Genomic DNA, 19,064 nt, shown 5'->3' with positions numbered 1-19,064 from the left:
GAACAGGGGAGCGCGCCCCCAACGAAAAAACCGCGGCCCTCGGGTCGCGGTTTTTTATTAGCCTGAACGGTCTATTCGGTTTACCCCGTTACCCGCTGCGGGTAGCGGCGAGCGCAGTTCACTCCTGCCAGTCCTGCACCGCGCGGATCGCCGCTTCGCCGTTGCGGATCGCCTTTACGCGGCGCACGACTTCGTCGCGCCAGGCCTCGTCGGCATCGGCATCGGCCAGGCCATCGATGTCTTGCAGCAGGACGCGCAGCACCTCATGCCGTTCCTCGTTATTGAGGAGCTGAATCTTTTCGCAAACTTCGGCAAGCATGGGGGACATCGATCAACCTCTATGGAAATGGTGGCTCGATCATAGCGTGAGTTTCACTGGCTGTCGACTACAACCATGTTATCCGTTGGCTTCTTGTCCATCAGCTTGTAGTCGGGGTCGATGCCGGCGCGCGCGGGCCGGCCGGCGACAAGGAAGGTGAGCTTCTGCGCGCCGCCCGTTACCCGCCGCCGTTCGCGCACCAGGGGATTGCCGGCGTCGTCGTCGACGCCGAACTCGATGTAGTCGGCCAGCGGCAGGTCCTGTTCGCCCTTGGCGCCGGCGCGTATCTTGGCGGCGCTGGCGCGCAGCACGACCTCGTACTTGCCGTCCGGGCGCAGGCGCGCGCTGGCGCTGTCGGCGCGGTTTTCGTACAGCACGACGTCGTCGAACAGGTCGCGCACCAGGTAAGCCTTGTCGGGCGGCGCGACCGCGCGCAGGGCCGCCGCCAGCGCCGCCATGGCGGCCGCATCGCTGCCGGCGCGCTCCTGCGCTACGCTGCGCAGAACGGCATTCACGCGCTCCTCTCCCAGCAGGTCCTGCAACAGGTAGAGGGCCAGCGCGCCCTTGCGCTGGCGTAGCCAGGGTGCGTCCTGGTTGTTCACCAACGGCTGTTCGCGTCCGGTCGCCACGGCACGGCCGATCAGGTAGGCGCGCTGGTTTTCGCGCAGGTAGCGCCGCACGGCGGGCGTGCCGCCGCCACCACGCAGGGCCATCAACGCGCTGTATTCGGCGAGGGTATCGGCCAGGCGGGCTCCGCCCGGCTGCCGTTGCCACCACCCGTGCGCGGTGGCCCAGGCGCCCATGTAAAAGGGGTAGTCGATGGCGCCGCGGGCGCCGCGGGTGCCATCGAAGCGGGCGATGAAGGCGTCGTCTTCGGGTACGGCCAGCATGCCGGAAAAGGCGCGCGCCGCGCCGGCGCCGCGCGGCGTCTCGACCAGGCGCAGGTCGTGCTGGCCGTAAGGGCCGAACTGGCGCGCGCCGTAGTCGAGAAAGGCGCCGGCGCCGCGCAGCAGGCGCTGGGCATTCTCGGCATGGTCAGGTTCGAAATAGGCGTCGATGGCGACGTCCTGCCAGCGCTCGTTGCGCACCGCATAGCGCGCCGAGGCGATCGCGTAGTCGCCCGGCATGGGGCCCTCGGAGCGGTAATGGAAGTGGCGCCGCTCGTTGGCGATCCACTCGCGTTCGAGCGTGCCCGGGGCCACGGCCACCTGGTCGGGCACGGTGCTGACGATGGCGCTGAAGGCAATGGGGGCAAATGCGGACGTCTCCGTGCCCGCGGCACGCGCCGGGAGGCCATGGCGGCGCCGGTCGCGCGCATCGCCCAGTTCGACCTGGGGTTGATAGCCGATGCGCGGCAGCGTCTCGTTCGTAAAATAGCTGCCGTTGGCGGCCACCGGCGTGTCGCTGCCGATGCCGAGCAGGCCGCCCGGCGCGGCGCTGAGCTCAAAAGAGAGCACGGCTTTTTCGCCTGGCGCCAGCGGTGTGTTCAGCCGGTAGTGGAAGAAGCCGCGTTCGCGGTCGGCGGTGACCAGCTGTGCCGGTGTTGACAAACGGGCGGCGAGGTCGATGCCCGGCTGTTGGTACAGCACCAGGTCGCGCAGCGGCGCGCCGCTGCGGTTGTCGAGCTGGTAGTAGCCCCGCACCGCCAGCATGCGCCCGCGCGGATACAGGTCGACACGCAGGTCGACCGCGGCCAGCCGTGGCTGCGGCAAGCGCGCGAACTGGCGGTAGCGCGTTTCGTAGTCGGCGCGGCGCGCTTCGAGGGCGTGCGCGCTGCGGTAGTTGCCGGCTACTTCCAGCTCGTACCACAGCAGGGCGCCGCTGCCCGCAAAAACCAGCAGGCCGGCACCGAACGCGCCCAGCGCCGGCAAGGTCAGGTTCTGGCGCGCCAGGCGCAGCCGGCTTCGCAGTTCCGCATTCACGCCGCGCGGCCACAGGACCATGCTGGTTACCAGCAGCATCAGCGCTGCGCCGCCCCAGTACAGCAACAGCATGCGTGCGCGCAGCAGGTGGTGGCCGTAGCCGTTCATGGTCGAATAGTCGAGGAGGGGCAGGCCCACGAAGGGCAGCAGCACGTGGTCGAGGCCCCGGCCCTGCAGGGCAAAGGCGCCCAGGCCCAGGCCCACGAAAACGGCATAGCCGAGGTATTTGCGGCCGCACAGCGCCTGCACCGCGATCGCCAGCAGCGCCAGCAGCGCATATTGCGGCAGCAGGATCGTGAACAGGGTGCGCAAATAAAGGCCGGGTTCGAGCGCGAAGTAACCGCGCAACAGCTGGCACAGCATCGCGCACAGCATGGCCAGGAACAGCAGCAAGGCCTGCACCGCCACCAGCGCCAGCGTTTTCGCGACCGGCGCCAGCCAGCCCGGCACCGGCAGCGCGTCGAACAGCTGGCTGATGCCGGCATCGCGCTCGCGCCATACCAGCTGGGCGGCATAGAAGACGGTCACCAGCGGGATGTAGACCGCAAAGCCATCCCGTACCAGTTCCAGCATCTGCCAGGTGAGCGGCCAGGTGCGCGCGCCGTGCAGCTGGCCGATGCCGAAGCTGCCGCCCACCAGCAGCACCATGCCCACCAGGGCGATCAGCGCGAAGGGCAGCGTCGCCACCGACTGGCGCAGGTGCAGCGCCGTGGCGCGCGCCAGCAGCAGAGGCAGACTGCGGCGCGCGAAGTCGGGGCGCTCGCGCGTGTTGACGGCGGTCTGCGAAAGGACCGGCGCGGCGTCTGTGGCGCCGCGTGGCTCGGTGCCGCGCGTTTCGAGCAGGCCGACCAGTTGCAGGCGCCAGTAGCCCAGCAGCAGCACCGCCAGGCCGAAGCCGCACCAGAGCAGGCGGTTGGTGAGATAAACGCCTTCGAGCAGCACCGGACGCGCATTGCGCGCCGGCGTCGGCCAGTATTCGGTCAGGTTGATCAGCGCCGTGGTGGCGAAGGGATCGATCAGCGCAGCCAGGGTTTTGTAGTCGAAGTCGCGCGCCAGCGAAGGAGCGATCGTGTAGCTCACCATCAGGATGATGCTGGCCACGTAGACCGGCAGCATGCGCCGCGTCAGCGCCGCCAGCACGAAAAAGATGGCGCCGAAAATGAACAGGTTCGGCAGCAGCGTGAACAGCCACGGCAAGATATACGTGAACGCGCCGTTCGCGCCGACCCGGTCCGCATCGATCCCCGGCAGCAGGCTGCCGGCCCAGGCGCCGAGCGGAATGGCCGCGAAGATGAAAGCGAGCGTGGCCCAGGCGCCGAGGAAGCGCCCGAAGACATAGGCGTATTTCGGGATCGGCGCGCTGAAGAAGAAGTGGTGCATGCCGTGCTCGAAGTCCTGCTGGATGGCGCGGCCCATGACGGCGGCCACCACCACCACGGCAGCGCAGCCGAGGAAGGCGCACGACAGCGCCACCTGGCGCGGCCCGTTGATCAGCACGCGCGAACCGAAGGCGACCACCGTGTCCTTGAACACGCCGCCGGCCGCGGCCGTCCACAGCAGCGCCAGCGCGGCCAGAGCCAGGAAGCAGACCCAGGTCGAGGCCTGGCCGACGCGCTGGCGCAGCTCGAAGCGGGCAATGGCGAACAGTGCGTGCATCGTCAGCCGTTCCCGGCCCGGAAGTCGTGATGCCCGGCGATGGTGGCGAAATACACGTCCTCGAGGCTGGCCTGCGTTTCCTCGAAGCCCATACCCGGGTCGCCCTCGGCATACACGTGGATCAGCGTGCGGCCGGCGCGCAGGCGCGTTGAGATCACCGTATGCTGCTTCTGGAACAGCGGCAGGTCCGCCTTGTCGATGAAGCGCGCCCAGATGTGCTCTTCGATGTCGTCGATCAGGCGCGCCGGCTCGCCGCACAGCAGCACGCGGCCCTTGTGGAGGATCGCCATGTTGGCGCACAGATCGGCCACGTCCGACACGATGTGGGTGGAGAGCAGCACCGTCTTGTCGGCGCCGATGTCCGACAGCAGGTTATGGAAGCGCACCCGTTCCTGCGGGTCGAGGCCGGCGGTGGGTTCGTCGACGATGATCAGTTGCGGGTCGCCGATCAGCGCCTGGGCCACGCCGAAGCGCTGGCGCATGCCGCCCGAAAAGGTACCGAGCTTCTGATGCCGCACTTCGAAGAGATTCGTCTGCTGCAGCAGGCCGTCGACGACTTCGCGCCGCCGCCCCTTGCCGGCGATGCCCTTCAGCTGGGCGAAATGGTCGAGCAGTTCGTAGGCCGAGACGCGAGGATAGACGCCGAAATCCTGCGGCAGGTAGCCGAGCATGCGCCGCACCTCGTCCTTTTCGTCAAGCACGTCGATGTCGCCGGCGAAGACCGAGCCGGCATCGCATTCCTGCAAGGTCGCCAGGATGCGCATCAGGGTCGACTTGCCGGCGCCGTTTGGCCCCAGCAGGCCGAACATCCCGGGCGGAATGTTCAGCGTGACCTTGTCCAGCGCCACCACGCCGTTGGCGTAGGTCTTGGACAAATTGCGGATGCGTAATTCCATGCGGACTCCAGATGAACTTTGCAGGGCGATTACTTTCATTTCCGCCAAGCCTTTTTTGACGATGCATTGTATGCCCTAATGGCTGACCCGGGCGGTCCCATGCGACGGTCGGCGCGCTGCGGCGCCCAGAGTGCATAAAAGGCGGAGCAGAAGGGGAGCTGGTGTAGCGTGGCGTGGACCAACAGCCGCGCGGCAAGGCATCCCGGCGGCGCTTATAATGTGGCGCATATAATCTGATTTCTTGCCAATCAATCACTGGATTCCTATGCGAGCGAACCGTTTCATCAGTCCACTCGACGACCTGATCGTCGGCTTCGACAAGGCGCTGCGCGTGGTCGGCGGCGTCGCCTCGGCAACGCGCGCGAACCCGGCGGCCAATACGGTCGACTGCGAGCTCGACGAGCGCGAGCAGCGCCACAGCGCCGGCCTGATGCGCGTGAACCACGTCGGCGAAGTCTGCGCCCAGGCGCTCTACGATTCGCAGGCGCGCCACGCGCAAAGCCCGGCCATGCGCGCGCAATTCGAACAGGCCGGCCGCGAGGAAGAAGACCACCTGGCCTGGACCGCCGAACGATTGACCGAACTCGGCTCGCAGCCGAGCGTGCTGAACCCGCTCTGGTATGCGGGCGCGTATGCGATGGGGACGGTGGCCGCCAAGCTGGGCGACGCGCGCAGCCTGGGTTTTGTCGTCGAGACCGAGCGCCAGGTCGAAGCGCACCTGAACGCCCACCTCGATCAACTCCCGCCCGGCGACGCCAAGTCGCGCGCGATCGTCGAGCAGATGCGCGTCGATGAAGTCACCCACGGCAATGCCGCCCAAGCGCTCGGCGCGGCCGAGATGCCGGTGCCGGTCAAGCTGGCGATGCGCGCGATGGCGAAGGTGATGACGACGACGGCGTATTATTTGTAATGCGTGGTGGCGCACGGCGGTGGGCCGGGTTTGATGGCGTCATCGCCGCGTTCGCCGGCCAACACAATGCACACATCCGCGCGGGCATGCGGTTCGCCGCCCGGCCCGCCCTACATGATGCGACGGCCATGGACTGCTGCGCACCGTAGGGCGGGCATGCCCGCGTTTTCGTACCCATCCATACCCCAACGTTCCAGTATTAACCCGCCTCGACGATCTCCACCGAGTGCGTCATCTCCACCGTCGTCGCCAGCATGATCGACGCCGAGCAGTACTTTTCGTGCGACAGCTTCACCGCGCGCTCGACCGCCGCCGGTTTCAGATTCTTCCCCGTCACCACGAAGTGGAAGTTAATCTTGGTAAACACCTTCGGGTCGGTGGAAGCGCGCTCGGCCTGCAGCGTGACGTCGCAGCCGGTGACGTTCTCGCGGCCGCGCTGCAGGATCAGGACCACGTCGTAGGCCGTGCAGCCGCCGGTGCCGACCAGCAGCATTTCCATCGGCCGCGGCGCCAGGTTGTGGCCGCCACCTTCGGGCGCGCCATCCATCGCGACCATGTGGCCGGACCCGGTCTGGGCGCGAAAACTCATGCCCGAGGGGCCGTTCCAGCTGACTTTGACTTCCATGTGCATTTCTCCGTATGTAGTGGCGCGTATTGTAAAACAGCCCTGACCGGCTCGCCGGAGAGGGCTGTTTCAGCGTCACGAGTCAGGCGTCAGGCGAGGCCGGCGTCCATTACACCGCCAGCACGTAGCGCTCGCTCTTCATGCGCCAGCCGGCAAAGGCGACGATCGCCAGCGCCGGCAGCGCCGCGCTGGCGAAGGTGAGCAGGTAGGGCAGGGCGCCCAGCTCGACGCCTTTCGACAGTTCGCGCAGCAGTGTCTGGTTCGACAGCATCGGCACCGCATACATCCACAGCGAGGTTTTCAGGTCCATCATCGAAACCACCACGCCCGGCAGCAGCGGCAGCATCAGCACGATGCTGAGCAGGCTTTGCGCTTCCTTGAACGACTTGGCATTCATGGCCAGCGCGATCTGCAGGGCCGCCGCCAGCATCGACAGCGGCAGCGCGACGATGCAGACCATGGCCACGTCGACCCAGTTGAGGCTCCAGGCCATGCCGATTTCTTCCAGCGGCAGCCAGCCCAGCACCAGGTGCGCCAGGATCAGTTCCAGCGTCAGGCCGAAGACGGCCAGCGACGCCGCCATCAGCCACTTGCCGGTGACGATTTCCCAGGCCCGCGCCGGCTGCGCCATCAGCACTTCCATCGAACGCCGCTCGCGCTCGCCGGCGGTGCTGTCGACCGCGGCCGACATGCCGCAGAAGAAAGCGGGGAAGAACAGCATGCTCAGCATGCTGCCGATCAGGCCGGCCGAGCGCGAGGCGTTGGTGCCGGTGTCGTAGCGCTGCACCTCGATCGGCGCCAGCGTGGCCGGCGACACGCCGTGCGCCAGCAGGCGCGCGCTGGCGACATTCGCGCCGTAGGCCTCGAGCACCTCCTCGACTTCGCGCCGCTGCCCGTTCTTCTCGGCGGCCGAGTCGTACCAGAGCTCGATGCGCGCCGGGCGCATGGCCGTGTAGTTGTCGCTGAATTTATCCGACAGGCGCAGCACCCCGACCACCTTGCCCTCCTGGAGCCTGGCCTGGATGGCCGGCTCGTCGAGCGGGGCGGTGTCGTGCACCGTGATGTTCTTCTGCTTGAGCTGGGCCATCAAGGTCGGCGCCTTGGCGGCGCCGATGACGGCCAGCTCGATGCCCTCGCGCTCGGTCCTGGTGGCGCGGTCGATGATCTTGTTCATCAGGATGCCGATCATGATCGGGTACATCAGCGTCACCAGCAGCAGCAGCCCGACGTTGCGCTTTTCGCGCAGCGTCTCGCGCAGCTCCTTGAGGAAGATGGTCAGGTAGGCTGGCTTCATGCGGCAATCCCTTCTTCGCCGACCAGGCTGACGAATGCGTCTTCGAGGTTTTCGATGCCGGTGCGCCGGCACAGCTCATTGGGCGATCCCTGCGCCACCGTGTGGCCCTTGGCGATGACGATGACGTCGTCGCACAGGTGCGTCACTTCCTGCATCACGTGGGTGGCCATGATCACGCAGCAGCCGTCGGCGCGCAACGCGGTCAGGGCGCGGCGCAGCGCGCGCGTGCTCATCACGTCGAGGCCGCGGCTCGGCTCGTCGAGCAGCAGGTTGCGCGGCCGGTGCAGGAGCGTGCGCGCCAGCGCCACCTTGATGCGCTGGCCCTGCGAGAAGCCCTTGGTGCGGCGCTCGAGGATGTCGTCCATCGACAGCAGTTCCGAGACTTCGTCGATGCGCGCCGTCAGCGCGGCGCCACCCAGGCCATTGAGCTCGCCGAAATACGTCAGGTATTCGCGCGTGGAAAGGCGTTCGTAGAGGCCGAACTGGTCGGTCAAAAAGCCGATATTGCGGCGCACCGCCAGCGGATCGCGTTCCGGGTCGACGCCGTCGATGGCGATGGCGCCGTGGTCGCGCTTGAGCAGGCCCACCAGGGTGCGCAGCAGCGTGGTCTTGCCGGCGCCGTTGGGCCCGAGCAGGGCCGTGATGTGGCCGTCGCGGGCGCTGAAACTGACGCCGCCGAGCGCCTTGACGTCGCCGAACTGTTTACGTACATCGCTTACTTCGATCATGAGTAGCTCGATTCAGGGTTGCGGCCCGGCGCTGCCGAGCTGGAAGGTCGGGGGCGGGATCTCGGCCAGGCAGCTGGCGTCGAGTTTGGCAGTCGGCTTGTCGAGGAATTCGCGCAGCAGGCGCGGCGCGCAGCCGAGCTGCGAGACGCCGTGGCCGGCATTGGCCACCACCACGTGGCGCGCGTTCTTCATGTGGCGCGCGGCGGCCTCGGCACGGCGCGGCGCCGTGATCGGGTCGAGCGCGCCCGACAGCAACAGGGCCGGCGCCTCGATCATGGTCGGCGCCGCCTGCGGCACCGCCGGCACCTTCATGCTCTTGCACATGGCCGGCATGCGCTGCGCCAGCGGGCGCGTGATCAGCGCGTCCTCGGCCTTCATCAGGCTCGGGGTCATGTACGGCACGTCCTCGGCGCACACCACCGCCAGGTGCAGCAGGAAGGCGGTGCCGCCTTCGCCGGCGAAGTCGCCGCTGAGGTTCTGGCGCGCGACGAACGGTTCCCAGCGGCCTTGATACGCGCTGTGGACCAGGAAGGGCAGGCGGCGCGCGTCGGCCGGCGAATACAGGATGCTGTGCACGGTGCCGGCGAAGCGCTGGCTGGACATGGTGACGGTGGTCGGCTGCGCGGTGCGCGGGTCGGCGATCGACAGTTTGACGCCGGCTTCGGTGCGCGCGGCCAGGCTGTCGAATTCGGCGCGCAGGTTGGGATAGGCCTTGTTGCAGCCGGCATCCCTGGCGCAGTGCTCGAACAGCTTGTCGAGCGCGGCCTGGCCATCGCGTCCGCCGGCGGGAATCACCTGGTCGGGGGCGGCCACGGCATCGAGGACCAGCGAGCGCACGCTGCCGGGGAACAGGCGCGCATAGGCCTGGCCGAGGCGGGTGCCATAGGAGGCGCCCCAGACATTGACCTTGCCGTAGCCGAGCGCGCGCCGCACTTGTTCGAGGTCGCGCGCGGAATTGGCGGTGGTATAGGCCGCGAACGGAACACGGCTGGTCTCGATGCAGCGGACGATCTCGGCTTCGAGTTCGGCGTCGCTCATCTTTTCGTGCTCGGGCCGCTCTTCGCAATCGAGCTTGCCCGACAAGCCGGTGCCGCGCTGGTCGATGAAGACGATGTCGCGCGTGGCGCGCACGCGCTTGAAGGCGGTCGACAGCACGCGCAGTACTTCGCTGCCGGCCTGGCCGGGGCCGCCGGCCAGCACGAACAGCGGATCGCTGCGCGCCCCCTCGCGGAAGGCCGGCGCCACCGTCACGTGGATCTTCAGGCCGCCGGCGGCGGGCTTGCCGTAGTCGAGCGGCACCGGGACAGTGAGGCAGCGCAGCGCCCCTTCGGCGCCGGGCAGGTGGCAGGTGCGTACAGCCGGTTTGGTGGATGCCGCTGTCTCGGGCGCAGCGGTCGCCGCTGCGCCGCCATTCGCCAACAGCAACGCCAGCAGGGCGGGAAGGATGGAACGTGGTTTCACGAAGACTCCTTGATTAGTTGACCAATAGTAATTTGTTATCGTTTGGATGGTCAATAAATAGTTTCGCTAGGGAATGGTTGAGCTGAGTCTAGCCCGCAACGCAAGGGTTCAGTTGCTCCACGTCATGGCATAGTCAATGGCCTGATGGAGCAGAGGGCGCGAATGCGACAGCTTCCTCGGCAGCACCTTGACCTGGGGCAGTCAAATGCAGTATCATCGCTGGCTTTCCATTTGCTCTGGAAAAGACAATAAGGATGAGTCCGCAGCGACAATTGCGGAACCGCCATTCGAGCAATTTACATATATTTAGGAAGTCAACATGAAAACTTTTTCCGCTAAGGGCCATGAAGTCCAGCGCGACTGGTTCGTGATTGACGCGACGGACTTGGTCCTCGGACGTGTTGCCAGCGAAGTGGCACTCCGACTGCGCGGCAAACACAAGCCAGAATTCACTCCTCACGTCGATACCGGTGACTACATCGTCGTCGTCAACGCAGGCAAGCTGCGCGTGACCGGCACGAAAGCCACCAACAAGACCTACTACCGTCACTCGGGCTACCCGGGCGGTATCTACGAAACCAACTTCCTGAAAATGCAACAGCGCTTCCCGGGCCGTGCCCTGGAAAAAGCTGTCAAAGGCATGCTGCCGAAGGGCCCGCTGGGCTATGCAATGATCAAGAAGCTGAAAGTGTACGCGGAAGGTTCGCACCCGCACGCAGCACAGCAACCACAAGCACTGACCCTCTAAGGAACTGACATGATCGGTAACTACAACTACGGCACCGGCCGTCGCAAGAGTGCAGTCGCTCGCGTGTTCATCAAAGCCGGCACCGGCCTGATCGTCGTGAACGGCAAGCCTGCGAACGAATACTTCTCGCGCGAAACCGGCCTGATGGTCATTCGTCAGCCGCTGGAACTGACCGGCAACGTCGAGCGTTTCGACATCAAGGTCAACGTGCACGGCGGTGGTGAGTCGGGCCAGGCTGGCGCCGTCCGTCACGGCATCACCCGCGCACTGATCGACTACGACGCAGGCCTCAAGGGCGACCTGGCACGTGCCGGTTTCGTCACCCGTGACGCCCGTGAAGTCGAGCGTAAGAAAGTCGGCCTGCGTAAAGCACGCCGCGCCAAGCAGTTCTCGAAGCGTTAATCGAGTCAGGCAGCCTTTGTGCTGCTCTGCTGGACAGGAAAGCCGCCTCTGGGCGGCTTTTTTTATGCGCGTTGCAAATACGTCGTAATCCATGTTGCAGCGCACAAGCGTTCGGTAACGCACGATCAAAACTTGGTTACCCGTTTAAGCTAACCCGCTGGAAATAACGTGGGAGCATTAAAAGTGACCATTGGAACCAAACGAATCAGCCTCGGGCTGCAGGGTGGAGGCGCCTTCGGTGCCTTCGGGTGGGGTGTGCTCGACCGCCTGCTGGCCGAAGAGCGGCTGGAAATCGCCGCCGTCAGCGGCACCAGCGCCGGCGGCGTGAATGCCGCGGTGCTGGCCGACGGCTATGCGCGCGGTGGCGGACGGGCAGGGGCCCGCGCCGCCCTCGACCGCTTCTGGCACGGCCTCAGTGCGACGGCCTCGATGGTCAGCCCGGTGCGGCCGACGCCCTTCGATTGGGCGATGGGCGGCACCAGCGTGGCGACGTCTCCCGGCTACCAGTTGATGCAACTGTTTGCCGGTCTGCTGGCGCCGCCGGCGTCGCCGCTGAGCATGAACCCGATGATTCCCGTGCTGGCCTCGCTGATCGATTTCGAGCGCGTGCGCGCCTGCGAGGAGATCGACCTGTTCATTCCCGCCACGAATATTCGCAGCGGCAAGGGACGCGTCTTCCAACGCGACGAACTCGACGCGCGCGTGATCGCGGCCTCGGCCTGCCTGCCCTATGTGTTCGCGCCGGTCGTGATCGACGGCGAATCCTACTGGGACGGCAGCTTCGTCGGCAACCCCTCGCTGTCGCCGCTGGTCAATGGCGGTCCGGCCGACATCGTCATCGTCCAGAACAATCCGGTGGCGCGTCCCGGTTTGCCGATGACGATGAGCGACGTCCAGAGCCGCACCAGCGAGATCGCCTTCAACGTCAGCTTCGTGCGCGAAGTCGCTTCCATTCGCCACCTGGGCGGGCTGCCCGATGCCGAGGACAGCAATGTCGTGCGCGCAGCGGCCGTGCGCCTGCACCTGATCAGCGGCAACGAGGTGCTGCAGCAACTGGACCTGTCGAGCAAGTTCAATACCGAGCTGCCCTTCCTGCTGCGCCTGCGTGCGCTGGGGGTGGAAACGGCCGAGCGCTGGCTCGAGCAGAACCTGGACCAGATCGGCAGGATGTCGACCATGGACCCGATACCGGTGCATGAAGCGGAGTTGCTGACCGGGACCGACGACTGATCCGGCTTACTGCAGAGCAGTGCATGGAATATTTGCAAGATAAGCGTATTGTGCAAATTTCCTTTGCATGGCGCTGACAGCCCTCGGCGGCACCCTGAATCGGCCGGACTGTTAAAATTGCAGTTCGTCTTGGCATTCACATATTCAAAGGAAAGAACATGATCAAAGTTGGCATCGTTGGCGGAACCGGATACACGGGCGTGGAATTGCTGCGGCTGCTGGCCGTGCACCCCGATGTGGAGCTGACCGCGATCACTTCGCGCAAGGAAGACGGCCTGCCGGTGGCCGACATGTTCCCGTCGCTGCGCGGGCGCGTCAATCTCGCCTTCTCGGCGCCGGACAAGGCCGACCTGACCCAGTGCGACGTGGTCTTCTTCGCCACCCCGCACGGCGTGGCCATGGCGCAGGCGCCGGCACTGCTCGCCGCTGGCGTGAAAGTCATCGACCTGGCCGCCGACTTCCGCCTGAAGGACCGCGCCAGTTTCGAAAAATGGTACAAGATCGAGCACACCGCGCCCGAGCTGATCGAGGAAGCCGTGTACGGCTTGCCGGAGCTGAACCGCGAAGCGATCAAGGGCGCGCGCCTGATCGCCAACCCGGGCTGCTACCCGACCACGATGCAGCTGGGCTTCGTGCCGCTGCTGAAAGCGGGCCTGATCGATGCCGGCAACCTGATCGCCGATGCCAAGTCGGGCGTCTCGGGCGCCGGCCGCAAGGCGGAAATCGGCACGCTGTTCTCGGAATCGAGCGACAACTTCAAAGCCTACGGCGTCGCCGGCCATCGTCACACCCCGGAAACCTCGGCTCAGCTGCAGCGTTTTACCGAAGACAAGGTCGGCCTGATCTTTACGCCGCACCTGGTGCCGATGATCCGCGGCATGCATGCCACCCTGTATGCGCGTCTGACAAAGGACGTCACCGACGCCGAACTGCAAGCCCTGTTCGAAGACGCCTACAAGGATTCGCCGTTCGTCGACGTCATGCCTTTTGGTTCGCACCCGGAAACGCGTTCGACGCGCGGCTCGAACATGCTGCGCCTGGCCGTACACCGTCCGGATGGCGGCAATACCGTCGTCCTGCTGGTGGTGCAGGACAACCTGGTCAAAGGTGCGTCGGGGCAGGCCGTGCAGTGCATGAACCTGATGTTCGGCTTCGAGGAAACGACCGGATTGCAACAGATCGCGCTGCTGCCGTAAGCATGTGTACGCTGGTGTGGTGTTTCCGGCGTGCATCAGTGAAACAGAGCTAGATCAAGGCGGCACCCGATGAGAACGGTAAATTGGCCGATGCACTGGTCGGCATTTTCCGACCGGATCATCTATCTCACAGGGGTGCCACCATGTTCGGTCGCAACGCAAAAAGCGAAATTGACAGCCTGATCGGCATTGCCGCCCGCATCGAGGGCGACCTGTGCTTCAGTGGCGGCTTGCGCATCGATGGCGAGGTCCACGGCAACGTGATCGCCAGCGAGGGCGTCGACAGCGTGCTGATCGTCTCCGAGCACGCCCGCATCGAGGGAGAAGTGCGCTGCGCCAACCTGGTGGTGAACGGGTTCATCGCCGGTTCGGTGCATTCGACGGAACTCCTTGAATTACAGCCGAAAGGCCGCATTCATGGGGATGTCCATTACAAATTGCTCGAAATGCACGGCGGCGCCCTGGTAACCGGCAAGTTGACGCATCAGCCGGCCGGCGAACCGGTATTTCACCTGGCGGCGGCGGAGGCCTCGCAGGCGTGACCGGCGCGAACAGTCTATAATGGAAGAAATCCGAATCCAATCAGGAGTTTATCCATGACTGCAGTGGCCGAAGTAGTTGACTTTGACACCATCCCGACCCCCATCGTCTTCACCGACAGCGCCGCTGAAAAAGTGGCACAACTGATCGAGGAAGAGGGCAATCCCGACCTCAAACTGCGCGTGTTCGTGCAGGGCGGCGGCTGCTCGGGCTTCCAGTACGGCTTTACCTTCGACGAAATCGTGAACGAAGACGACACCACCATGGAGAAGAACGGCGTGCAGCTGCTGATCGACTCCATGAGCTACCAGTACCTGGTGGGCGCCGAAATCGATTACAAGGACGACCTCGAAGGCGCCCAGTTCGTCATCAAGAACCCGAACGCGACCAGCACCTGCGGCTGCGGTTCGTCGTTCTCGGCGTAAGCTTTTTACGTAATCCGGCCTGGCCGGATGCCGACTCCAGATCCGGGCGCTGCCCGGATTTGTTTTTTGGGGCGGCGGTTTTGTAGGGTGGGCACTTGTGCCCACGCGGGCCACGGCCCGAGCTGCCGCGACATTATTCTTTACGCAAAGCCAGCGCTTCGACCACAAGAGGCGCTGCATCGACGCATACGTTGATCCGCGTGGGCACGAGTGCCCACCCTACAACAACGTTCAAGCCGGATACAGCGCGCCTAAAATGCGCGGACCTGCCGCCCCCGTCACTGCCGGCATATTCCCCGGCAACCGCGCATTGAACCGGTACCCCAGCCAGGCAAACGCCAGCGCCTCGACCCGGTTCGGCGCGATGCCGAGCGCTGCCGTCGATTCGACCGGCACATGGCCGCCCAGCGCAGCCGCCAGCGCGCGCAGCAGGGCGCCGTTGTAGGCGCCACCACCGCAGACGTACACCGCATCGACGGTCACGCCTTCCAGCACGATGGCGTCGGCGATCGTGCGCGCGGTGAGCATCGTCAGCGTCGCCTGCACGTCGGCGGGGTTCAGATCGGCAAAGCGCGCCAGGCGCGCATCCAGCCATTTCATGTGGAACAGGTCGCGTCCCGTGCTTTTCGGCGCCGGCAGGTGGAAATACGGTTCTTCCAATAAAGCCGCCAGCAAGGCGGCGTCGACCGTCCCGCTCGCCCCCCAGGCGCCGTCGGCGTCGTATTCCTCCCCTTGATGACGCCCGATCCAGCCGTCCAGCAACACATTGCCCGGACCCGTGTCGTAACCGCTCACGCGGCCGTCGGCGTGCAGCACGCTAATGTTGCCGATGCCGCCGATGTTGACCACCACCCGCGTCGTGCCCGGCTTGCCGAACGCGGCGGCGTGGAAGGCCGGTACCAGCGGTGCGCCCTGGCCGCCGGCGGCCACGTCGCGGCTGCGGAAATCGGCGATCACGTCGACGCCGGCGAGTTCGGCCAGCAGCGCCGGATTGTTGGTCTGGCGCGTAAAGCCGAGCTCGGGGCGATGGCGCACGGTCTGGCCATGCACGGCGACCGCGGCAACCGGACCGGCTGCGTGCGCCTTGAGGGCGCCGACGCAGGCGGCGTAGGCGCGCGCCAGGCCGTTGGCGGCAATCGCTTCGCGCTCGATCTCGTTGTGGCCATTCGCCTGCAAGGCCATCAGTTCGGCGCGCAGCGCGGCCGGAAAGGGAATGAAAGCGGCCTCCAGGGTGCGGATCGCGCCACCGGCAAAATCGGCCAGCACGCCGTCCACGCCATCGAGGCTGGTGCCCGACATCAGGCCAATGTAGAGGGAGGAAGTCATCAGGGAAGAAGTCATCATGTGCTCATCATAATCGAGGCCGCACGTAAAAACGCCTTCCGTGCATTGCTGCAGGGAAGGCGTCTTGTGAAGTGCGGTGTGCTTAGCGGGCAGCCATGGCGTTGCCGCCCGGGGTCAGCAGCGAGAAGCGGTGGTTCATTTCCGCGGCGGCCATCTTGAAGCGGGCCAGTTCGCCCTTGCCGAGCGGGGCTGCCATCAAGTCTTTCAAGCCGTTCGGATCGCGTGCGACATTGGCGACGCGGAATTCATAGTGCAGGTGCGCGCCGGTCGACCAGCCGGTCGAGCCGACGTAACCGATGATCTGGCCCTGCGCGACCTTGGCGCCCTTGCGCAAGCCGTTGATCCGGCTCATGTGGGCGTAGGCGGTGCTGTAGTTCGACCAGTGCTTGAGGACGACCATGTTGCCGTAGCCGCCCGAATTGCCGGCGAAGTCGACGGTGCCATCGCCTGCGGCGCGGATCGGGGTGCCGGTGGCGGCGGCGTAGTCGATGCCCTTGTGCGCTTTCCACTTGCCCGAGATCGGGTGCACGCGGTTGGCGAAGCCCGACGACACGCGCGAGAATTCCAGCGGCGACTTGAGGAAGGCTTTTTTCAGCGACTTGCCGTCCAGGCTGTAGTAGCCGCCTTGCTTGGTGACCGGGTCTTCGAACCACACGGCCTGGTAGCTGGCGCCGCGGTTGATGAATTCGCCTGCCAGGATGCGGCCGGTTTTCACCAGTTCGCCGTCGAGCCAGAAGGTTTCGTAGACGACGTTGAAACGGTCGCCGCGCTTGAGGTCGCCGCGGAAGTCGATGTTGGTCGAGAACATCTTGACGATTTCGCCGACGATCGAATCCGGGATCGAGCCGCCGTCGACGTTGGCGTCGGTGGCTGCGTAGAGCGAGGAGTTGACGATTTCGCGCGAACGCATTTCGACGCGGCGCTCGAGCTTGGCAGGCTCTTCGGATGCCTTGAAGCCGTCGCCGTGGCGTGCGATGGTCAGCGTCGTTGGCGCGCTATTCTTGTCGGTGAGGGTGGCGCGCAGCGACAGCAGCTGGCCGTTCTCGTCGGTCTCGGCTTGCAGGCGCTTGCCGTTTTTCAGCGACAGGATGCGGCGTGCGCGTTTGTCGGAGCGGATGAAGTTCTGTGCCTGGGCATCGTTCACGCCAAGACGGCCGAGCATGGTGCCCAGCGAGTCGCCGGCGCGGACGCGCTCTTCGTGGATGAATTCCTGCTCGTCCTGCTGGAGAGCGGCGATCTGGTCGGACAGATTGGGCAGCGCCAGCGTTTCGGCGACGGACACGACCTGGACGTCGCTGTCGTTCGCGACGACCGGAGCGGTCGCAACAGCGCCGAATGCGCACAGTGCGAGAGCGACGGCGCCGGAGGCGACGATACGGGTCTTGCGACTCGTATTGGCTAGTTTGCCAGTGATTTTATAGATAGGGTTCATGCAATCAGTTAAAATTTACCGCTTGTACTTAGCACTACTATTTTTCTTGTTGTTTTAAAAAGTTTTCTAGCGGCAAGATTGATGGGATCGAGCATTGTACCAAAATATCGCGTCCTACAACCGTTTTAGCCAAACTCCTACAAAGAATTTATGACAGACTCTTCGTCTTATAGTAATAACAACTCTATTTCCAAGAGTCAATTACCGTTGTCCGTGCCAGTGTCCGATGCGGTTCAGGAAGCGCTCGCGATCACCAAACGCGGCGTCGACGAACTGCTGATCGAAAGCGAGTTTGTACAAAAGCTGGTCCGTTCGGAAAAGTCCGGTACCCCCTTGCGCATCAAGCTGGGTCTGGACCCGACCGCCCCCGACCTGCACCTGGGCCACACCGTGGTGCTGAACAAGTTGCGCCAGTTGCAAAACCTGGGCCACCAGGTGATTTTCCTGATTGGCGACTTCACCTCGATGATTGGCGATCCGTCGGGCCGCAACGTCACGCGCCCGCCGCTGACCCGCGAGCAGGTCGAGGAAAACGCCATGACCTACTTCCGTCAGGCTTCCCTGGTACTCGACGCCGAGCGCACCGAGATGCGCTACAACTCCGAATGGTGCGACCCGCTCGGCGCGCGCGGCATGATTCAATTGGCCTCGCGCTACACCGTCGCCCGCATGATGGAACGCGACGACTTCACCAAGCGCTACAAGAGTGGGACTCCGATTGCCGTGCATGAGTTCCTCTATCCGCTGATGCAGGGCTACGATTCGGTCGCTTTGAAGTCGGACCTTGAGCTAGGTGGAACAGACCAGAAATTTAACTTGCTGGTCGGACGCGAACTGCAGAAGGATTACGGCCAGGAGCCGCAGTGCATTCTCACCATGCCGCTGCTCGAAGGCCTGGACGGCGTCGAGAAGATGTCGAAGTCGAAGAACAATTACATCGGCATCACCGAAGCGCCGAACACGATGTTCGCCAAGCTGATGAGCATTTCCGACGTCATGATGTGGCGTTATTTCGAGCTGCTGTCGTTCCGCTCGCAGGGCGAGATCGCCGCCTTGAAAGCCGCGGTCGAGGGCGGCGCCAACCCGCGCGATGCGAAAGTGGCGCTGGGCCAGGAAATCGTGACCCGCTTCCATTCGGCCCAGGCCGCCACCGATGCGCTGGCCGACTTCGTCAACCGCTCGAAGGGCGGCATTCCGGACGACGTGCCGGAAGTGGCGGTGAGCGGCGCGCCGCTCGGCGTGGCGCAATTGCTGAAAGCGGCCGGCCTGTGCGCCTCGACCTCGGAAGCCATGCGCATGGTCGACCAGGGTGGCGTGCGCATCGATGGCGACGTGGTGTCCGACAAGAATCTGAAGGTCGAAGCCGGTAGTTTCGTCATGCAAGTCGGCAAGCGCAAGTTCGCACGTGTGACGTTTAGCGCAGCATGATCGGCCTGCTGCAACGCGTCAGCCACGCCAGCGTCGTGGTTGACGGCGCCACGGTCGGCGCCATCGAGGCCGGTTTGATGGTGCTGGTCTGCGCCGAAAAGGGCGATACGGAGCGCGAGGCCGACGCCTTGCTGACCAAGCTGCTCGGCTACCGGGTGTTTTCCGACGAGGCCGGCAAGATGAACCGCAGCGTGACCGATACCGCCGGCGCGCTGTTGCTCGTACCCCAGTTCACGCTGGCGGCCGATACCCGCTCCGGCACCCGTCCTTCATTTTCGCCGGCGGCCAGCCCCGACGACGGGCGCCGCCTGTTCGATTATTTCGTGCGCCAGGCGCGGGCGCGCCATGGCAAAGTTGAAACCGGTCAATTTGGCGCAGACATGAAAGTGAGCCTGACCAACGACGGTCCGGTCACCATCTGGCTGCGTGTTGATCCCGTCGTTGTTTCGCGTTGAAACCCCTACCGCCGCGAGCGGTCAATACCTATTAGGGAGGCCCAGTGGAGTCC

General features: G+C 65.0%; 18 protein-coding genes. 9 read left to right on the top strand and 9 right to left on the bottom strand.

The window, feature by feature from the left end:
• Positions 1-118: 118 nt before the first annotated feature.
• From AC56LG_RS04630 to AC56LG_RS04620, 3 genes are read right to left on the bottom strand one after another with little or no spacing between them, the layout of a single operon-like run.
• Positions 119-319: an addiction module protein gene (locus AC56LG_RS04630; protein WP_497164939.1), complete on the bottom strand. Its 201-nt coding sequence runs from the start codon at positions 317-319 to the stop codon at positions 119-121.
• 53 nt (positions 320-372) lie between these two features.
• A complete protein-coding gene (locus AC56LG_RS04625) occupies positions 373-3,897 on the bottom strand; it encodes an ABC transporter permease (protein WP_497164938.1) in 3,525 nt (1,174 codons plus the stop codon).
• 2 nt (positions 3,898-3,899) lie between these two features.
• Positions 3,900-4,793: an ABC transporter ATP-binding protein gene (locus AC56LG_RS04620; RefSeq protein ID WP_497164937.1), complete on the bottom strand. Its 894-nt coding sequence runs from the start codon at positions 4,791-4,793 to the stop codon at positions 3,900-3,902.
• A 265-nt stretch (positions 4,794-5,058) separates the two neighbouring features.
• Here AC56LG_RS04620 and coq7 point away from each other — a divergent pair, with 265 nt between their 5' ends.
• Positions 5,059-5,703 (top strand): 2-polyprenyl-3-methyl-6-methoxy-1,4-benzoquinone monooxygenase, encoded by a 645-nt coding sequence (gene coq7 / locus AC56LG_RS04615; protein ID WP_497164936.1) that lies wholly within the window; start codon positions 5,059-5,061, stop codon positions 5,701-5,703.
• A 199-nt stretch (positions 5,704-5,902) separates the two neighbouring features.
• Here coq7 and AC56LG_RS04610 read toward each other — a convergent pair whose 3' ends face one another.
• From AC56LG_RS04610 to AC56LG_RS04595, 4 genes are all read right to left on the bottom strand, one after another.
• Positions 5,903-6,328: an OsmC family protein gene (locus tag AC56LG_RS04610; RefSeq protein ID WP_497164935.1), complete on the bottom strand. Its 426-nt coding sequence runs from the start codon at positions 6,326-6,328 to the stop codon at positions 5,903-5,905.
• Between the two features lie 109 nt (positions 6,329-6,437).
• The gene (locus tag AC56LG_RS04605; RefSeq protein ID WP_497164934.1) at positions 6,438-7,622 is read right to left on the bottom strand and encodes an ABC transporter permease; all 1,185 of its coding nucleotides are present in this window, start codon (positions 7,620-7,622) and stop codon (positions 6,438-6,440) included.
• Entirely contained in the window at positions 7,619-8,350 is a 732-nt protein-coding gene (locus AC56LG_RS04600) for an ABC transporter ATP-binding protein (protein WP_497164933.1), read from the bottom strand. Before AC56LG_RS04600 ends, AC56LG_RS04605 begins: the two co-directional genes overlap by 4 nt.
• A 12-nt stretch (positions 8,351-8,362) precedes the next feature.
• The gene (locus AC56LG_RS04595) at positions 8,363-9,811 is read right to left on the bottom strand and encodes an alpha/beta hydrolase (RefSeq protein WP_497164932.1); all 1,449 of its coding nucleotides are present in this window, start codon (positions 9,809-9,811) and stop codon (positions 8,363-8,365) included.
• A 319-nt stretch (positions 9,812-10,130) separates the two neighbouring features.
• On the opposite strand from AC56LG_RS04595, the gene rplM reads away from it, so the two are divergent.
• The 6 genes from rplM to erpA all read left to right on the top strand — a co-directional run bounded on the left by rplM (position 10,131) and on the right by erpA (position 14,352).
• Positions 10,131-10,559: a 50S ribosomal protein L13 gene (gene rplM / locus AC56LG_RS04590; protein ID WP_192053289.1), complete on the top strand. Its 429-nt coding sequence runs from the start codon at positions 10,131-10,133 to the stop codon at positions 10,557-10,559.
• A 9-nt stretch (positions 10,560-10,568) separates the two neighbouring features.
• Positions 10,569-10,961 carry a 30S ribosomal protein S9 gene (rpsI, locus tag AC56LG_RS04585; protein ID WP_027865814.1) on the top strand — a complete coding sequence of 131 codons (393 nt, stop codon included), beginning with the start codon at positions 10,569-10,571 and terminating at the stop codon, positions 10,959-10,961.
• 183 nt (positions 10,962-11,144) lie between these two features.
• Positions 11,145-12,191, top strand: a complete 1,047-nt coding sequence (locus AC56LG_RS04580; protein ID WP_497164931.1) for a patatin-like phospholipase family protein — start codon at positions 11,145-11,147, stop codon at positions 12,189-12,191.
• A 158-nt stretch (positions 12,192-12,349) separates the two neighbouring features.
• Positions 12,350-13,387, top strand: a complete 1,038-nt coding sequence (gene argC, locus AC56LG_RS04575) for an N-acetyl-gamma-glutamyl-phosphate reductase (protein WP_497164930.1) — start codon at positions 12,350-12,352, stop codon at positions 13,385-13,387.
• A 143-nt stretch (positions 13,388-13,530) separates the two neighbouring features.
• On the top strand, positions 13,531-13,929 hold the full coding sequence (locus tag AC56LG_RS04570; protein ID WP_192053293.1) for a bactofilin family protein: 399 nt from the start codon (positions 13,531-13,533) through the stop codon (positions 13,927-13,929).
• A 54-nt stretch (positions 13,930-13,983) separates the two neighbouring features.
• Positions 13,984-14,352: an iron-sulfur cluster insertion protein ErpA gene (erpA, locus tag AC56LG_RS04565; RefSeq protein WP_136220584.1), complete on the top strand. Its 369-nt coding sequence runs from the start codon at positions 13,984-13,986 to the stop codon at positions 14,350-14,352.
• 231 nt (positions 14,353-14,583) lie between these two features.
• On the opposite strand, the gene AC56LG_RS04560 is transcribed toward erpA, so the two are convergent.
• Positions 14,584-15,696 (bottom strand): anhydro-N-acetylmuramic acid kinase, encoded by a 1,113-nt coding sequence (locus AC56LG_RS04560; RefSeq protein ID WP_497164929.1) that lies wholly within the window; start codon positions 15,694-15,696, stop codon positions 14,584-14,586.
• Positions 15,697-15,778: 82 nt separating this feature from the next.
• Positions 15,779-17,128, bottom strand: coding sequence for a M23 family metallopeptidase (locus AC56LG_RS04555; RefSeq protein WP_497164928.1), 1,350 nt, complete (start codon positions 17,126-17,128; stop codon positions 15,779-15,781).
• Between the two features lie 219 nt (positions 17,129-17,347).
• Here AC56LG_RS04555 and tyrS point away from each other — a divergent pair, with 219 nt between their 5' ends.
• Positions 17,348-18,556 carry a tyrosine--tRNA ligase gene (tyrS, locus tag AC56LG_RS04550; protein WP_497164927.1) on the top strand — a complete coding sequence of 403 codons (1,209 nt, stop codon included), beginning with the start codon at positions 17,348-17,350 and terminating at the stop codon, positions 18,554-18,556.
• Entirely contained in the window at positions 18,553-19,011 is a 459-nt protein-coding gene (gene dtd / locus AC56LG_RS04545; RefSeq protein WP_497164926.1) for a D-aminoacyl-tRNA deacylase, read from the top strand. Before tyrS ends, dtd begins: the two co-directional genes overlap by 4 nt.
• Positions 19,012-19,064: the final 53 nt, after the last annotated feature.

Source organism: Telluria sp. ZB2R32 (assembly GCF_059685715.1).
Note: the sequence above shows the minus strand (reverse complement) of the source record. Positions and strands in the feature narration are given on the sequence as shown.

What these genes read in the sequence shown, in the direction of transcription:
- AC56LG_RS04630 (WP_497164939.1), bottom strand. Translation starts at nt 319, where the DNA reads ATGCTTGCCGAAGTTTGCGAAAAGATTCAGCTCCTCAATAACGAGGAA.
- rpsI (WP_027865814.1), top strand. Translation starts at nt 10,569, where the DNA reads ATGATCGGTAACTACAACTACGGCACCGGCCGTCGCAAGAGTGCAGTC.
- AC56LG_RS04600 (WP_497164933.1), bottom strand. Translation starts at nt 8,350, where the DNA reads ATGATCGAAGTAAGCGATGTACGTAAACAGTTCGGCGACGTCAAGGCG.
- argC (WP_497164930.1), top strand. Translation starts at nt 12,350, where the DNA reads ATGATCAAAGTTGGCATCGTTGGCGGAACCGGATACACGGGCGTGGAA.
- rplM (WP_192053289.1), top strand. Translation starts at nt 10,131, where the DNA reads ATGAAAACTTTTTCCGCTAAGGGCCATGAAGTCCAGCGCGACTGGTTC.
- AC56LG_RS04605 (WP_497164934.1), bottom strand. Translation starts at nt 7,622, where the DNA reads ATGAAGCCAGCCTACCTGACCATCTTCCTCAAGGAGCTGCGCGAGACG.
- coq7 (WP_497164936.1), top strand. Translation starts at nt 5,059, where the DNA reads ATGCGAGCGAACCGTTTCATCAGTCCACTCGACGACCTGATCGTCGGC.
- AC56LG_RS04555 (WP_497164928.1), bottom strand. Translation starts at nt 17,128, where the DNA reads ATGAACCCTATCTATAAAATCACTGGCAAACTAGCCAATACGAGTCGC.
- AC56LG_RS04560 (WP_497164929.1), bottom strand. Translation starts at nt 15,696, where the DNA reads ATGATGACTTCTTCCCTGATGACTTCCTCCCTCTACATTGGCCTGATG.
- AC56LG_RS04570 (WP_192053293.1), top strand. Translation starts at nt 13,531, where the DNA reads ATGTTCGGTCGCAACGCAAAAAGCGAAATTGACAGCCTGATCGGCATT.
- AC56LG_RS04625 (WP_497164938.1), bottom strand. Translation starts at nt 3,897, where the DNA reads ATGCACGCACTGTTCGCCATTGCCCGCTTCGAGCTGCGCCAGCGCGTC.
- dtd (WP_497164926.1), top strand. Translation starts at nt 18,553, where the DNA reads ATGATCGGCCTGCTGCAACGCGTCAGCCACGCCAGCGTCGTGGTTGAC.
- AC56LG_RS04620 (WP_497164937.1), bottom strand. Translation starts at nt 4,793, where the DNA reads ATGGAATTACGCATCCGCAATTTGTCCAAGACCTACGCCAACGGCGTG.
- erpA (WP_136220584.1), top strand. Translation starts at nt 13,984, where the DNA reads ATGACTGCAGTGGCCGAAGTAGTTGACTTTGACACCATCCCGACCCCC.
- AC56LG_RS04610 (WP_497164935.1), bottom strand. Translation starts at nt 6,328, where the DNA reads ATGGAAGTCAAAGTCAGCTGGAACGGCCCCTCGGGCATGAGTTTTCGC.